The 14,984-nt window shown below is 63.6% G+C and carries 14 protein-coding genes; 10 read left to right on the top strand and 4 right to left on the bottom strand.

Annotation, left to right across the window (positions count from 1 at the left end):
- The coding region (locus ABD719_RS18760) for an integrase core domain-containing protein (RefSeq protein ID WP_425567222.1) at nucleotides 1–191 on the top strand (191 nt) is incomplete at its 5' end.
- A gap of 712 nt (nucleotides 192–903) precedes the next feature.
- Here the strand turns inward: ABD719_RS18760 and ABD719_RS18500 are convergent.
- A complete protein-coding gene (locus ABD719_RS18500) occupies nucleotides 904–1,728 on the bottom strand; it encodes a hypothetical protein (RefSeq protein ID WP_344694851.1) in 825 nt (274 codons plus the stop codon).
- A gap of 238 nt (nucleotides 1,729–1,966) precedes the next feature.
- Here ABD719_RS18500 and ABD719_RS18495 point away from each other — a divergent pair, with 238 nt between their 5' ends.
- Both ABD719_RS18495 and ABD719_RS18490 read left to right on the top strand, forming a co-directional pair.
- Nucleotides 1,967–2,515, top strand: a complete 549-nt coding sequence (locus ABD719_RS18495; RefSeq protein WP_344694850.1) for a hypothetical protein — start codon at nucleotides 1,967–1,969, stop codon at nucleotides 2,513–2,515.
- A gap of 341 nt (nucleotides 2,516–2,856) precedes the next feature.
- A complete protein-coding gene (locus tag ABD719_RS18490; protein ID WP_344694849.1) occupies nucleotides 2,857–4,116 on the top strand; it encodes a hypothetical protein in 1,260 nt (419 codons plus the stop codon).
- Between the two features lie 311 nt (nucleotides 4,117–4,427).
- On the opposite strand, the gene ABD719_RS18485 is transcribed toward ABD719_RS18490, so the two are convergent.
- Together ABD719_RS18485 and ABD719_RS18480 are read right to left on the bottom strand one after the other, a co-directional pair.
- Nucleotides 4,428–4,937, bottom strand: coding sequence for a hypothetical protein (locus ABD719_RS18485; protein WP_344694848.1), 510 nt, complete (start codon nucleotides 4,935–4,937; stop codon nucleotides 4,428–4,430).
- Nucleotides 4,938–4,978: 41 nt separating this feature from the next.
- Entirely contained in the window at nucleotides 4,979–5,845 is an 867-nt protein-coding gene (locus tag ABD719_RS18480; protein WP_344694847.1) for a peptidoglycan-binding domain-containing protein, read from the bottom strand.
- Nucleotides 5,846–6,337: 492 nt separating this feature from the next.
- Here ABD719_RS18480 and ABD719_RS18475 point away from each other — a divergent pair, with 492 nt between their 5' ends.
- From ABD719_RS18475 to ABD719_RS18455, 5 genes are all read left to right on the top strand, one after another.
- Nucleotides 6,338–6,958 carry an ABC transporter ATP-binding protein gene (locus ABD719_RS18475; RefSeq protein WP_344694846.1) on the top strand — a complete coding sequence of 207 codons (621 nt, stop codon included), beginning with the start codon at nucleotides 6,338–6,340 and terminating at the stop codon, nucleotides 6,956–6,958.
- Nucleotides 6,948–9,476: an FtsX-like permease family protein gene (locus ABD719_RS18470; protein ID WP_344694845.1), complete on the top strand. Its 2,529-nt coding sequence runs from the start codon at nucleotides 6,948–6,950 to the stop codon at nucleotides 9,474–9,476. Before ABD719_RS18475 ends, ABD719_RS18470 begins: the two co-directional genes overlap by 11 nt.
- Nucleotides 9,476–10,537 (top strand): lipocalin-like domain-containing protein, encoded by a 1,062-nt coding sequence (locus ABD719_RS18465; RefSeq protein WP_344694844.1) that lies wholly within the window; start codon nucleotides 9,476–9,478, stop codon nucleotides 10,535–10,537. The genes ABD719_RS18470 and ABD719_RS18465 overlap by 1 nt, the downstream gene beginning before the upstream one ends.
- Nucleotide 10,538: 1 nt before the next feature.
- Entirely contained in the window at nucleotides 10,539–11,165 is a 627-nt protein-coding gene (locus ABD719_RS18460; RefSeq protein WP_344694843.1) for a class I SAM-dependent methyltransferase, read from the top strand.
- A 102-nt stretch (nucleotides 11,166–11,267) separates the two neighbouring features.
- Nucleotides 11,268–12,302, top strand: a complete 1,035-nt coding sequence (locus ABD719_RS18455; protein WP_344694842.1) for an NHL repeat-containing protein — start codon at nucleotides 11,268–11,270, stop codon at nucleotides 12,300–12,302.
- Between the two features lie 61 nt (nucleotides 12,303–12,363).
- Here the strand turns inward: ABD719_RS18455 and ABD719_RS18450 are convergent, their stop codons facing one another.
- Nucleotides 12,364–12,948 carry a glutathione S-transferase N-terminal domain-containing protein gene (locus ABD719_RS18450; RefSeq protein ID WP_344694840.1) on the bottom strand — a complete coding sequence of 195 codons (585 nt, stop codon included), beginning with the start codon at nucleotides 12,946–12,948 and terminating at the stop codon, nucleotides 12,364–12,366.
- An 857-nt stretch (nucleotides 12,949–13,805) separates the two neighbouring features.
- Between ABD719_RS18450 and ABD719_RS18445 the strand changes: the two genes are divergently transcribed.
- Together ABD719_RS18445 and ABD719_RS18440 are read left to right on the top strand one after the other, a co-directional pair.
- Nucleotides 13,806–14,090: a hypothetical protein gene (locus ABD719_RS18445; RefSeq protein WP_344694839.1), complete on the top strand. Its 285-nt coding sequence runs from the start codon at nucleotides 13,806–13,808 to the stop codon at nucleotides 14,088–14,090.
- Nucleotides 14,075–14,656, top strand: coding sequence for a hypothetical protein (locus ABD719_RS18440; protein WP_344694838.1), 582 nt, complete (start codon nucleotides 14,075–14,077; stop codon nucleotides 14,654–14,656). The genes ABD719_RS18445 and ABD719_RS18440 overlap by 16 nt, the downstream gene beginning before the upstream one ends.
- Nucleotides 14,657–14,984: the final 328 nt, after the last annotated feature.

The following is a 14,984-nucleotide window of genomic DNA, read 5'->3' as shown; positions in this document are numbered from 1 at the left end:
AGGCCAGGGCCATCCTCGCCCGCTGGGTCGATGACGACAACACCGAGCGGCCGCACTCCTCGCTCGGCGACGCCACCCCGGCGGCGTTCGCCGCCGAACTCGAACAGCAACGGGCGGGGTTAACCCCACCCGTTGCTTCACCTGCGCTCATGCGCGACAACACCGGTCGGTCTCTGGTTGCCGCTGGATGAAAGGCGGGGGTCACGTCACCGCTTCGACGAGGCCCTTGCCCTCATCAAGGTTACAGACGAGCGGCGCGTGAGGCGGGCTCACAGCTGCCCTGAAGGCCCTCTGCCAATCAACCAGGCTCCCTTGTTTAGCGATCAGTCCACCGCGCCTCAGTCAAACACCATTTTTTTCGAGGCATCTGCGGAAAGCAAGTTGCGATCAAACATTGACGGTGACCGCGAACTTGCTGGTGCGGGTGTAATCCGACATACCTGTTGAGCTTGTCTTGGCGATCTGCACCTCAGCGATATCCATGTGGAAGTTCCGATCGAGTAACGCTTGGGGCTTAGTCGTTTGGGCTTATCGCCTTTGATGTACGACAGTCCGGAGATGCCGTACCGCTGCAGGCGCCGATGCGGCGCTGGAGCGCGTCAGACGCCATCGTAGGTTGCAGCGCTAGAGGCAGTCATCCAACGGCAAGAGCGTGGGCCGCCGGAACGCCACTACCGCCGCCATCTCGGCTTCAGTCAGGGTCGTGGAATGAGGGGCCATCTGCTCAGTCGGCAAATTCTCGATCGTCGTCTGCTTCCTCCACCTTGCTATCGTTCGTCCGACGAGCTCCGGGCAGACGTGACGCTCTCGCGACGAATATGTCCCACACCGCTTCCTTCAATTCGAACTAAAGAATCGCGCTGGCAAAATCCTGAATTAGACTGTCCGATCGTAATGGCTAAATCAAATTTTACCTGATTTTCGTCGACGCGAGCTCTCAAAAGGCCCTCTTTTTGAGCGACTTTCTCCAAACTCAGGCATCCGCAGTAGATTCCGCCACCTCCTGCCTTTATCACCGATAATTCCCAAGCGACCGGGTACAGAAATCTGAGGTGACATCACCTTGTAACGTTTCCCACGCCTTCCAATTGTAAATAAGAAATCTTCGAAGATGTATCCTCCGAAGATGTGGCTTATAAAGTCATGCGGGCTTCCGCTGCTAGGCAAATCTCGCAAATTAAATACGTAATCTCCACTGTCACCCATAAATCCTTTCGGAGTAACCCGTGGTTCGAAATGCCAATCGGAAAAGTTTGGCTCATACCCGTCATCGTGCAGACCGTCGCTTAGAACTATAATCCTTGGAAAATACGCAAAATCCGGCTTAGGAAGACGGCCAGAGCGCTTTTTATCGGATGAACCGCTCTCTTTAACAGCCCCTTTCTCATGCTGATCAACCATGGCTCTTATACGTGCATAACGCGTTGCGCCATCCAACAGCTTCCTATCGATCCAACGATGAAAGTCAGGTTCCGCCGCCTTTCGTGGCCCAGTTAAACGCGCATACAACCATCTTGTCGTCGGATGCCACATCAGCAGCAAGCCACCCGGCTGGCCATTGCTGTATCTCGTACGCAGAAACATCACCGCCATCGCGGCATTAAGTTGCCCGCGTGTCAGCTTCGCTTTCCAGCCGATAGCTGCCTTCCCACCCGTAAAAAAATCCGCAGCGCTCCGTGACGGAAGATGGTCTTCGGGGAAACCGGCATCATTGAGCGCCTGCGTCACGACGGCTCCTCTCATCCCCGTGAATCGGCTCAGTTCAAGTATTAGCTGGCGGACGAAATTCACCGATGATCCGACTTCACCCATTGGAACCGTTACCACCCCCAGCGACACACCAGCCAATGGATAACGATTTTTCGGATTTCTGGGTAGCGACCGTTTTGTGCGCCATAGCGAGGCGTACACCCCTTCAGGCCGCAGCGGTGCCGTGCTGGCTCGCTGCCTAACGGAAGGACAGGACATGACTTTTTTCACCAGCGGGGTCTGCGAAGACGACCTTTGGGATATCGACCCTGGAGCTTGCATGTTTCGGGGTCGCTATCTTGATCGCATCATGGATGAGGCATCAGCCGTGAACCACTTTGGCGCAGGCTACCAACGTGCGCTAATTAGTCCACCGGTCATGCAGGCGATCATCCGCCCGCGTTTTATGGCGCCGGCGAGGCCGCTTGACGTCGAATTCCCCCCGTTTACCATTTACCCCGATTGCTTTGATTACGTCGACATGAACAACGAAATCCTGAATGACGTTGCCGCTCTGTCAGAGCGTTTTGAATGGTACGGTGAGGTCGATGAAGGCACGCCGGAAGAATGGCTTAACAGCCATATCGACGAAACCATTGTTCTCCGGCATATTCCCCTCCTCCCGACACATACAGACGCCGTATATTTCCATGCGCATCACCTCGATGCGTTTTTGCGGCACGCCTTCAGGGTGAAGGACGGACATCAAATCTTCGGCAAGGATACTCGTCAAAAACCCACGCTGTACGACGCGTATGAATTTTAAAGACTAATCACAAATCTGTTATCATTTCATATCATCTTTATAAGGGGCTACGGCAGCATTAAAGCTAGGTGATGATGGCCCGAGCTTTAATGCATTGTACTAATCCCGAGTATTAGACGACATAATTTGTATCGAGGGCATTGCACACTTATTCGCCCTGCCGGGTGGCCCAAGCGCCAAGCTGTTCCACCTCGCCCGCTCTAATGGAGTGACGATCGATGGCGCATCCGATGCAAGTGCAATGATGAACTGACTATGCTGGCGGCGCACCTCACTGGATGTGCCGCCAGCATAGGCCGGTGCCCGCGATCAGCTTGCCTGCTCAGGAGCGACAAATTTCCATGAATACGACGCCGCCAACGGCGAACGCTGGCGCCGTGCTTGACCTCGTCGAGATCGGCCCGTCCGCTAGGCTCGACCACGTCACGCCTGCGGACTTTGATGCGTTCCGGCACTATTTGAATACCGCGGGCATCCTCAATGCGCCAAGGAGCGCGGCGCGAGGTCCCGGGTGGATGGTACTCGATCTTGGTTGCGCCATAGAGGGTGTGATGGCTACCGCAGTCGCGGAGTTGAACATCGTGCCGGCTGGGATTCATGCGTACCGGATCACGCAGCGCAGTACGATCCGATTGGAGCCGCTCGACTATCTCTCCAATTTGGTCCCCATGGCCGTGCCGGGCGCCACATACGACGGGAGGACCAACTATATCGGGCCGACGCCTGCGGACACCTGCCGCTTGATCGAGCACCAGCACCGTTATGCAGCAGCAATGGTGGACGAACTTGGCCGTTGCCTTGAAGACGCTCTGCCCGAGACGACCATTACCAGCGAGGAGTCCATAAGGTTGCGCCGGGCCGAACTATGCCGCGACGAGGCCGTTGACGATCCGCTCGATGCGACGCTTCTCCTGTGCCATTCTGTGGTCCAAGGTACGCGCTGGCTGGAGCGAAGTGTCTACCGCGCTGGGGCTGCTGGGGAGCAAGGCTGTCCGGTGGCGCGCTGGTGGAGACAGCGAAAGGGCGCGGCATACAAGGTCTACGCTAAGGCTGCCGCCAAACATGGGGACACCGGCGCCCTTCGCAAAGAGGTAGCCTGTCAGGGGCGCAAGGCGCTTCAGCAGCTTGGCTGCGGGCAGCGTCCGGGTTGGGCGAAAGAAGACGTGACCGCATTGCTGATTGAGTTCATCACGGCAGCCCTACCGCTGCTGGACACGCTCGACAGCCACGTGAGAGACGTGCTGGGCAGTAGCATTCAACCGTCCGACCTCTTCGTGGCACTGTCTCCGCTGGTCCTGCCGATGAGCGGTGCACCCACCGGCGGTCGGCCGACATCGCGCGAGCAAGTAGCCCAACTGCGATACGCCTTCGACTCGATCGTTCTCACAGGGCAGTATCGTGGCAAGGGACTCAGGAAGGGTGTAACCATGCGTTCACTGTTGGACGAGTTGTGCGACTCGGGAGGCCCCCTAGAAAAGCACCCCTCTCTCTGCCTCTATATGCTCAAGCCACAGTTCGTTCGTGCAAGCCGAGCGTTTGCGACAGGGGAGATGGGTGCGGAAAGGGTAACGGGATCAAATCTGTCAAAAGGCGAAGCGTAGTAGGGTTAGAGAGGCCTTGAGAAGGAGCGATATACCGTCAGGCTAAGAGCCCCTGTAGGAGGCTCGTAGCCTGACGAGCAGCCATTGGAAGCGCAAGGGCCCGGGTTTCGTCGATACGCAGGTCAACGCAATCAGGGTCGTGCAGACCCTTTTGTCGGGCGGCACGCTCGACAACGGCCGGCCTCCAAAAAGAACCAACCGCAATTACTTTAGGCCCGACAGGTATTTACCGACCCGTCGCACCAAGATGATGTTCTATTATAGCAGCGCACGCTGTAGCCCGCTTGGCCTTCCCGTTGGTTCGATTGCCTTCAAGGCTTTCTAGCAACGAAAATGACGGCGGCTGCCCGATCACCCATCGGGATCGTGGCGATGATCCTGTCGTCAGTCTGGATTGCCCCATCATTGGAAAAACTGGTGAGCTCAGCGTCGACGTCGCGGGAAACCCCGGGAGGAAGTTCAAGCGGCGACGGCGTGCCGGTGCCATTCTCCAGCGCGAAAAGTACGCGAGGCCGGTCGTTGTCGGTACGCGTATCGGCAAGATCGACCCCGGTGGCATCCACGGCGGTGCGTAGTGCAGCCTCACCAGTAGAATGCGTCATCTTCAACCCATCGATCGCCACCGTACGGCGCACCTGTCCCGCATTCCGATAGTTTATCCTCAGCGAGTTCTCGCCCGTGGAGGACCACCGCGCCGTCACGCGGGCGATGATGTCGCCGTCGCGGAGGATTGCGGACCGATCCTGTCCAGCCTCGATACCGGCCGACGGCACGGGTTCGAGCGGGCCGCCCGTACTGCGCTGACAGGCGGTGGTCAGCACCAGTGTCGCAGCTAGGAAAAACGGCAGGAAGCGGGGTCTCCTCATCGCGCCCGCACCAGTCCGCCGGCTGGACGGGAGAGTTTCCGCCGGGTCTCGCTGTTCGGTCCACCGAGCTCCCTGTCAACCTTGAGGCCGTTGCGGCGCTGGAACTCGGCGACCGCATCAAGGGTGGCGCTCCGGGCGCTGCCTACCAGACCATCGGCATGACGGGCTTCGAGATAGCCCAACGCGACGAGATTCTCCTGTAGGGACCTGATGACCGGGTCGCCACCGGCGGGCAACTGCACGGCCTTGTACGCCGCGCTGCGGTTGCGCGCTCTGATGACGTCGCGAACATAGGGGAACCTCGTGTCGTGTTCCGACCGACCGCCGCCATGCACCCCGGGGCCGAAGTCGTGAATGCGCAGCCGCCCCCTGCCGATCGCCACCACCCGCTCAGTCTCCGGCATGTACCAACTCTCGATGATCGACGCCTGCTGCTCGACGTTGAACGTCGCCCAATCCTTGCCGATCGAGGCGGCTGGGAACGGATAGGCGGTGCTGCGGTGGGTGCCCCAGCCCTTCCACTCCCGCTTCTCCCAAACATCGCGTACGCCGCTGCTCAGCTGTGCCCACATGGACTGCCCCATGTAGAATGTCGGCCATGCGCCATTCTCGCCCTGCCAGACGTGGCACAGTTCATGGATCAAGGTGGACCGGCGACCGGGAAAGTCGACGATGCCGCCGAACGCCTCCACCCAGTTGATGGTGTAGTCGAACTTCCGCGTGGACAGGTCCATGCCCGCGAGGGTCACCGCCCCGCCGAGATCGAGGTCGGTGATGAAGATACGATCGAACGGCAGTGTCGAGGCATAGACGGTCTGCGCAAGAGCGATCTCCGCCGGGGCGAGGTGTCGTGTACGAACCACGTCGGTCTCCACTGCTCGCCGGATGCGACCCGGCCAACTCCAGTCTCCGGTCGGGACGATGGATTGTCAATCGTCGCACAAGCCAAGTCTCAAACCGTCGTTCGGTTTGGTCCCGAACAGGCGGGTTTCGAAGTGTGCCCCTACCCTTGCGATAGGCAATCGTGTTGGCGCTTATCCCCCCTATCCGGGAGCCGATGCGTGAAAGCCGCCCTATTATTTCTCTGGAAAAGCGGGTTCCTGACCTCAGCAATGCGTCGACCGCGGGAGTCATTCGAAAGCGTGCGCAGCCGGCTGACACTTTCCCGAATGCTGCTTTCCAACGATAACGCCGTGGAACTTTGGACAAGCGCAGGCCGGGATTGACACATGTTGCCAGACGGAAGCTAAGTCATTGCGGCCATGCCGGAGCTGCACCACCTGTCATATGTGATTGGCCAGCTGACCCTTCTTGACGTTCAGGACCTTGGAAAGTTGGTGCCGGGGCCGCGGCGTTTGTTTCGGTCACTGGATCTTCAAGTCGGTGCAGGTGAACTGGTTGCGATCATCGGCGAGTCTGGGGTCGGCAAGTCGACCCTCCTCAACATTCTCGCTGGGCTAGACGAAGCGAACGAAGGCATCGTCGCGATCGATGGCACGGTGCTGGGCACGCTGGACGAGGCGGCACGAACCCGGCTGCGGCGAGAGCGGATCGGCTTCGTGTTCCAGGCCTTTCATATCCTCCCCTACCTCACTCTCCTTCAGAACGTTGCCCTGCCGCTCGCGCTGGTGTCGCCCGATGCGGCGGCCGCGGAAGCGCGCGCCAGCACGATGCTGGCGGCGGTGGGCTTGGGCGATCGCGGGGAAGCCTATGCACGGGACCTGTCGGGCGGCGAACTCCAGCGTGTCGCGATCGCGCGTGCGCTGGTCCACCGCCCTGCGCTGATCCTGGCGGATGAGCCGACCGGCAATCTCGATCCCGACACCGCCGCGCGCGTGCTGGCGCTGTTCGCTGCTGCCGTGCGCGAGAATGGCGCGGCCGGGGTGATGGTGACGCATTCCGATGCGACCGCCGCAGTCGCCGACCGGGTGCTGACGCTGGGTGCGGACGGCCTGACGGACCGGCGTGGTCGCTGAGCCCGGCCTGATGTCGGCGCGGCTCGCGCTCGGCTGGCTGATCGGCGGCGAGTGGCGGTTCCACCCCGCCCGCTTCCTCACCACGGCCGTCGCGATCGCGGTCGGCGTAGCGCTGGGGTTCGCCGTCCACCTCGTCAACGGGTCTGCACTCGCGTCATTCGATGGCGCGGTGCGCGGCGTCAACGGCGCGGCCGAACTCTCCGTGCGTGCGACGAGCCCGCTCGGGATCGACGAGCGGCTCTATCCCCGCGTTGCGCAAGCCGCCGGCGTCGCGGATGCCAGTCCGGTCGTCCGGCTGGACGCCCGGACTGGCAAGGCACGGCTGACGCTACTGGGGATCGACGTGATCCGTGCCGGCGCGGTGACGCCCTCGCTGGTCGGGCTGCCGCCGCGCGGCCCCGATGCCAGCGGCGATGTCGTGTTCGACGAGGCGGCGCTATTCCTGTCGCGCGCCGCGCTCAGCCAGATGCGCGTCGCGGTCGGCGCGCGGGTGGACGTCACCGCCAACGGCCGCACGGTGCCGCTCCGCATTGCCGGCACGCTGCCCGCCGCCGATGCGGACGCGGCCATCGGCGTGATGGACATCGCCGCCGCGCAGTGGCGGTTCGGCCGGCTCGGTAGGATCGACCGGATCGACCTGGCGTTGGCGGATCGCCAGACGGCGGAGGCGTCGCTCGCCGGGCTCCTTCCCGACGACGCGATCCTGTCGACGGCGGAAGCGCGCGGGGCGCAGGGGTCAGCGCTGTCGCGGGCCTATCGCGTCAATCTCGACATGCTGGCGCTCGTCGCGCTGCTGACCGGCGGCTTCCTGGTCTATTCGGCCCAGTCGCTGTCGGTTGCGCGGCGGCAGCGTGCGTTCGCGCTGCTGCGGACGCTGGGGATGCCACGCGGCGGCGTCGTTGCGGCGGTGGTGGTCGAGGGGCTGGTGATCGGGATCGTCGGCGCGGTCGCTGGGCTTGGCATGGGCTATGGCCTCGCCTGGGCGGCGTTGCACTGGTTCGGCGGCGATCTGGGCGCAGGCTATTTCAACGGCGGCACCGCGCGTGTCGTCTTTCAGCCGGTGGCGGCAGCGGGGTTCTTCGGACTTGGTCTGCTCGCCGCCGTCCTCGGCAGCGCGATCCCTGCGCGTGCCGCTGCGCGCGCCAAGCCCGCTGCGGCGCTGAAGAATGCAGGCGATGTGCACGATCCGCGCCGCTCGGTTCCGTGGTGGCCCGCGGCGGCCTTGCTGGCAGCGGGCGGAGGTGCGGCGCTGCTGCCCGCGGTCGGTGGACTGCCGCTGTTCGGCTTTGCCGGGATGGCGCTGATGCTGGCAGGCGGCGTCGCTGGCGTGCCGTGGTTCGCGCGCACGCTGCTCGCCCCGCTCGCCCGGCGCACCCGCGGCAGCGTGCCTGTGCAGTTGGCCGTCCGTCACCTCCACGGCGCACCGGGTGAGGCGGCGACCGCGCTGTGCGGCATCGTCGCCTCCACCGCGCTGATGATCGCGATGGCGGTGATGGTGACCAGCTTCCGCGGCGCGGTGGACACATGGCTGGGACAGGTGCTGGGGGCCGATCTCTACCTGCGCACCAATACCGGCGCGAGCTTCGATCCTGCCGCCCGCGTGCGCCTCGCCGCCACGCCCGGCGTCGAGCGGCTGGCGTTCAGTCGCCAGTTGCCGCTGACCATCGCCGCCGACCGCCCGCCGATCAGCCTGATCGCGAGACCCGAGCGCGACGGACGCGATCCGTTGCTCGTCCTGATCGAGCGCGCACCGCCCCTACCGGCGAACGTGCTGCCCGTGTGGGTGTCGGAGCCCGCGCAGCGGCTTTACGGCTGGGACCCAGGCGAGACGATCACACTCCCCATCGCCGGCCGCACCCGGTTCACCGTCGCAGGCGTCTGGCGCGACTATGGCCGACAGGCAGGCGCGGTGCTGATCGACGAGGCGGACTATCAGCGACTGACCGGCGACACCGGCCGCGACGAGGCATCGGCGATGCTTGCTTCCGGCAGCGACGCGGTCGCGGTTGGCGAGGCGATGACTACTCGCCTGCCGGCGGGACTGCGCAGCCAGGTCGAGGTCACGCAGCCGGCGACGCTCCGCCGCCTCGCGCTGACGCTGTTCGATCGCAGCTTCGCGGTCACCTACCTGCTGGAGGCGGTGGCGATCCTGGTCGGGCTGGCGGGGGTGGCGGCGACGATGTCGGCGCAGACGATCGCCCGCGAGCGCGAGTTTGGGATGCTGCGCCATCTGGGGCTGACCCGCCGCCAGCTCGGTGCGATGCTTGCCACCGAGGGGGCGATGGTGGGGCTGACCGGCGCGCTCGCCGGGATCGGGCTGGGTCTGGTGCTGGCGCAGGTGCTGATCCACGTCATCAACCCGCAGTCATTCAACTGGACGATGACGACGCAGGTGCCGGTCGGCACGCTGCTCGGCGTCGCGGCGGCGCTGACCGGCGCGGCGGCGGCAACCGCGGTGCTGGCGGGCCGTCGTGCGACCGCGCGGGATGCGGTGCAATCGGTGCGGGAGGATTGGTGATGCGCGTGCTGCTCCTCGCCTGGCTCGCCGCGGTCGCGGTGGCAGCCCCCGCTGCGACCTCCTACCCCGTCGTCCGCCCAGGTATCGTGCTGCGCTTCCCCTCCGACCACGGCGCGCATCCGGCGTTCCGGACCGAATGGTGGTACGTCACCGGCTGGCTGCGCACCGATGCGGGAGAAGACCTCGGCTTCCAAGTCACCTTCTTCCGCACCCGCCCGCCCGTCGACGGAGCGAACCCCAGCCGCTTCGCCGCGCGACAGGTGCTGTTCGCGCACGCCGCGCTGTCCGATCCCGCCACCGGCCGCCTGCTCCACGGCGAGCGCGCCGCGCGGCAGGGCTTCGGGCTCGCAGCCGCCCGCACCGGCGACGCCGATGTCGCGATCCGCGACTGGCGGTTGCGCCGCGCCGCCGATGGCCGCTGGGCGACACGGGTCGAGGCGAAGGACTTCGCGCTGGCGCTCGATTTCCGACCGACCCAACCGCCGCTGCCGCAAGGGCTGGGCGGCTACAGCCGCAAGGGTCCGCGTCCCGAACAGGCGAGCTACTATTACTCGGTCCCGCATCTGCGTGTCTCTGGCCGGGTGCGACGCGGCGACCGCATCGTCGCGGTGACCGGCGAGGCATGGCTCGATCGCGAATGGTCGTCCGACTATCTCGCCCCCGAGGCGCAGGGCTGGGACTGGACGGGCCTCAACTTCGACGACGGTTCCGCGCTGATGGCGTTCCGCATCCGGCGCAAGGGCGGCGGCACGCTATGGGCGGGTGGCGCCCTTCGTGGGCCGGACGGCACCACCACCGCGCTGGGGCCACGGGACGTGACTTTCCGGCCGGTCGCGACCTGGCGGAGCGGCGCGACCGGCGCGGTCTATCCGGTGTCGCAGGAGGTGAGCATCCGCGTGGGTGGCCGTGTCGCGCGCTGGCGGCTGACGCCGATGTTCGCCGCGCAGGAACTCGACGCGCGCCGCAGCGGCCTGCCCGTCTATTGGGAGGGCGCGGTGCGCACAAAAGGTGGGCGCGGCTATCTCGAACTGACCGGCTACGACCGGGCGCTGAGGATGTGACATGATTCAGGACCCCCTGCCCGAGTTGCCCGCTGGCGCCTTCGCGCGGCAGGACGAGGGCGACGACCTCGCCTTCTATGCCCCGCCCCGCCTCGTCACCCATATCGACGAGGCGGCGGTGGCGGCGCTCTCCCGCCGCTACCGCGACCTCTTGCCGGAGGACGGCCGCATCCTCGACCTCATGTCGAGCTGGGTCAGCCACCTGCCCGCCGATCGCACCTATACCGAGGTCGTCGGCCACGGCATGAACGCGCGTGAACTCGCCGCCAATCCGCAACTCGACCGTTGGTTCGTCCAGGACCTCAACCGCGATCCCACGCTGCCCCTTGGCGACGGCACCTTCGACGCCACACTGTGCTGCGTCGGCGTCCAGTATCTGCAACGCCCGGTCGAGGTCTTCGCCGACGTCCGCCGCGTGCTTCGCCCGGATGCCCCCTTCGTCATCAGCTTCTCCAATCGCTGCTTCCCGACCAAGGCGGTGGCGATCTGGCGCGCGCTCGACGCGGCCGGGCACACCGCGCTGCTCGAACTCTATCTGGCCCGCGCGGGGTTTCGGGCCAGCACGGTCGAGACGCTCGCGGACGGAGGACGAAGTGATCCGCTGACGGTCGTGATCGGCCACGCCTGACCGGATGACGGACGGCACGATCGATGGCCCATGCTGGACGATGGAGCCGGTGGACCGGAACCGCGTGCCTGTTCGCTTCTTGTTAGCTTGAAGGGAAACTACATGCAGCCGATCGATCGTCGCCAGGGACTGTGGATACTTGCAGGCGGCGCCATCGCGGCGACGGTGGTCGGTGTCCGCGCGATGGCCCAGACGCTGCCCGCGGCAGCCGAAGCAGGCACGTTGGCACTGGTCGAGAAGGGGGCCGGCGGCGTCGCCTTCTATGCGGTTCCAGCCGGCACGCGGCTTGGGCGGGTGGCCTTGGGTACGCAACCGCATGAGATCGCGCGCGATCCGACCGGACGATTCGCCTTTGTCGGCCATTACGGGGTGGAAAGCTGGATGGCCCCCGGTGCTGGTGGCAGCCAGGTGTGGATCATCGACCTTGTCGGCCGGACGCTGGCCGGCACGATCGATCTGGCACCGTTCGGGCGGCTGCACGCGGTCCGGACGGACAGCAAGGGGCGGCTCTATGTACTGTCGGAGCAGAACAGCGTCCTGGCGCGCTTCGACAATCCCGTCACGGACCGGGCACCGTCACGGCTGATCCCGGTCGGCGGCGTGCGCAGTCATTACCTCGTCATCCGGCGTGATGGTACGCGTGCCTATGTCGCCGACACGCTGAGTGGCGGGGTCATCGCGGTCGATCCCGATGACATGGCTGTTGCGCCCCTGCGCCGGCATATCAGCACCGCGCCGGAAGCCATGACGCTCAGCAACGACGAACGGACGCTGTACGTCGTCGATCGGCCGGCCGGCACGATCCACGCACTTGATGCCGTGACCCTGACGGAACGGGCGCGGCGATCGATGCGGGGAGAAGCGGTGCGCGTCGTGACGCAGTCGGACGGCAAGCTGATCGTCTCGAACACCGCAGACAAGAGCCTGTCCCGGCTCAACCCGGCGACGCTGGCGGAGGAAGCCCGTCTGCCGCTCGGCGTCGGTGCTCCGGGCCTCAATCTGGCTGGCGACACGCTCTATGCATCGTTGGAGAACGATCAGGTGGCGATCGTGGATATCCGCACTTGGAAGGTCACCGGCCGCTTTGCCACCGGATCGGCTCCCGATGCGGCTGTGATGGTGCAGGACCCGAACTGAAGCGAATGACAATGACGGAAGCGGGGCGTGGAACGGTTCGACCGCCCACGCCCCCGATCGCTCAGATCAATCCCTCATGCGTCATCGCCGTCTTCACCGACGGCAGTTCCATCATGCGATCGCGAAAGGCTGCGAGTGGTGCTGGCACATCGAGACCGTTCTTCTTCGCCCACAGCAGCATCACGAACAGGTAGCAATCGGCGACACTGACCTCGGCACCGAACAGGAAGTCGCCCTGCATCGTATCGGCCAAATAGCCCATCCGCTTCAGGATCACCTCGCCCGCCTTTGCCTTGTCGCTGTCGCTGCCGCCCGCGAAGAACGGCTTGAAGCTCTTGTGGATTTCAGTCGAGATGAATGCCAGCCCCTCCAGTAGATGGGTGTGCCCCATCGGACCGGACGGCTTCAGCGCACCATCCTGATGGGCGATCCAGTCGAGGATCGCGATGTTCTCGCTCAGCGTCTCGCCGGAATCGAGGGTGAGCGCCGGCACATAGCCCTTGGGATTGATCGCGGTGAAATCGGCCCCGCTGGCAGTACGCTTGGCCTTCAGATCGACCGCCTCATGCTCGAACGACATGCCCGCTTCATGCAACGCGATATGATCGGCCAAGCTGCACGCGCCCGGCGAGTAATAGAGCTTCATCAGGTCTTCTCCATGTGGATCAACCTCAACGCGTCCGTCGGACGATGGCTGCGTGTCATCGGTTGACGGAGGGCCGGATGATGTGCCGGCGTCGGCTTTCGGATAAACTGCCGGACACCATCGGGGGACACGAATGAATGCCGCATCAAGGAGTAGAGACGGCAACGTTGTCTGCACATGGCCGGAACGACATTCGGCCACCGCTAGTCTCGATCAGCCAGCGGCGAAGCTGTCTTGATCTGAACGGCTACAAACGAGCAGTAGCCGAGTCAGCGAGCCGCTGAGGGTCGTGATCAGTCACACCTTCTTCTCGTGGCGTGGCTCTACATCGTCAATGACGATGCCTGCCGTGCAGGGTCCCAGAGGCAGTTGGCGGGGATGCTACCGTACGACGCCAAGCACCCTGTAGGAGTCAACCCGCCGCCCCGGCGGGATGTTAGCGCGGAGGAATTTGATGACGCCTTGGCGCAGGTAGCCGCTGTGGCGTTCGAAGAAACGCGTTGGCATTTCTTCCCCTTCCTCCCTCAGAAGGGGAACAGCGAAATCTCCCCTGACTTGCCCCTTGGGAAGCAAGGGGCTTGTGGGGTTCACAGGGGGCCGATTGTGAGACAGCCTACTACTAGGTCATGCCCCAAGCGGTTGAATATGCAGTGAAAACGGCCTGACGCGGGCAGATGAAAAAGAACAAACCAAGACCTCTTAATCAGCGGGTCCTTGGTTCGAGCCCAAGTGCGTCCACCATTTTTCCAACAACGTACCCGTGCTCTGGCAGGTAGTTAGCGGGAAGCTCCGCTCCGGGGACACGATCTGGTGCGCCGCTGATGTGCAATCGGGTCTGACCAAGTTAGGGTGCTGCGATGGTTGGGATCGCTGCAAACGCCGATAGCAAGAAAATCACGATCTATGGCCACGGTTTGTCCGTGGCGCAGGCGTTTGCGCTTGCACCGGGCATCAGGCTTGAACCGGACACCCCGGCATTCTCGCTCGATAGCACGGTCGATGGTTGCGCCTCGTTTTCCGACTACGCTGCTGTCGTTCAAGGCCGCGACCTCGCGACCTTCTGCTCGTTATCGAGACGAAAGGTGACGCAGAACAACTTACCGGAGACGCGTGGAACGCTCTGTGGATGTTTCACCTGTTGAGCATCGCATGCCGCTCACCAGCCCTTCTTTTGTTCGCGGTCAGCGATGGTATTCAGCCGCGCTACTCGGCAGCAAACCGAACCGTTTTCGTGCGTCCTATCGAGAAAGGCCATTCAGCCACCGCAGATGAACTCGTCTGGGCACGAGATTACGCGAGCGCGTTTAGCCGCCTGATACCGATACCGGAGTTTAACACAGCCATGCGCTGCTTTGGCAATGCACATTACCTCCCTGATTTCGATGTTCGGATTATGCTGCTCTGGTCAGGCATCGAGGGTCTACTGTCTGTTGATGCCGAGTTGAGCCGCCGACTTGCGTTGTATGCCGCGTTAATCATCGACGGCTGGCCAGAGGAAAAAGTGCGCTACTTTGACCAAGTAAAGAATGCCTATGGCATACGCTCGCGCGCCGTCCACGGGGGCAAGACAAAACTGGAGAAGCTGGTCGAGGGGTATCACATGGCCAGCCGCATCCTTGCCGATCTTCTTGCTCGCTGCGTTGAGCTTGGTCGTGTTCCTACTCCAACCGAACTCGACCATCTTGCTGTGAAGGGTATGCCGACATGAGGGAGACCAACTTGCTAAACAGACTTCGAGACTTCCGTATATTTGAGGTATAGAAATCCATTGCCCTCTGGCGAGAGCGTCGGAGAGCCAGTGGTGAACCGGAAGCACCCTTCCCCGCGTTGGCGCAACAGCGGGTCGGGATGCGCGGTGTGCCAGTCGATCAGGCGTCGAACGGCAGGAACATGATGCGGTCAGCCGCATTGACGTGCCCCCCGTTTTTTCATCCACCTGGAGCTAGAGACCGGCCCCTCGAAGGGACGGACAGATGAAGCGGAAGCAGTTTTCGGAAGAGCAGATCATCGGCATCCTGAAGGAGGCCGAGGCTGGC

The organism is Sphingomonas cynarae (assembly GCF_039537815.1).
Taxonomy (GTDB): Bacteria; Pseudomonadota; Alphaproteobacteria; order Sphingomonadales; family Sphingomonadaceae; genus Sphingomonas; species Sphingomonas cynarae.
The sequence above is the reverse complement of the archived record's forward strand: the minus strand, read 5'-3'. Positions and strand labels throughout refer to the sequence as shown.

What these genes read in the sequence shown, in the direction of transcription:
- ABD719_RS18450 (WP_344694840.1), bottom strand. Translation starts at nt 12,948, where the DNA reads ATGAAGCTCTATTACTCGCCGGGCGCGTGCAGCTTGGCCGATCATATC.
- ABD719_RS18440 (WP_344694838.1), top strand. Translation starts at nt 14,075, where the DNA reads ATGTTTCACCTGTTGAGCATCGCATGCCGCTCACCAGCCCTTCTTTTG.
- ABD719_RS18460 (WP_344694843.1), top strand. Translation starts at nt 10,539, where the DNA reads ATGATTCAGGACCCCCTGCCCGAGTTGCCCGCTGGCGCCTTCGCGCGG.
- ABD719_RS18495 (WP_344694850.1), top strand. Translation starts at nt 1,967, where the DNA reads ATGACTTTTTTCACCAGCGGGGTCTGCGAAGACGACCTTTGGGATATC.
- ABD719_RS18445 (WP_344694839.1), top strand. Translation starts at nt 13,806, where the DNA reads ATGGTTGGGATCGCTGCAAACGCCGATAGCAAGAAAATCACGATCTAT.
- ABD719_RS18465 (WP_344694844.1), top strand. Translation starts at nt 9,476, where the DNA reads ATGCGCGTGCTGCTCCTCGCCTGGCTCGCCGCGGTCGCGGTGGCAGCC.
- ABD719_RS18455 (WP_344694842.1), top strand. Translation starts at nt 11,268, where the DNA reads ATGCAGCCGATCGATCGTCGCCAGGGACTGTGGATACTTGCAGGCGGC.
- ABD719_RS18490 (WP_344694849.1), top strand. Translation starts at nt 2,857, where the DNA reads ATGAATACGACGCCGCCAACGGCGAACGCTGGCGCCGTGCTTGACCTC.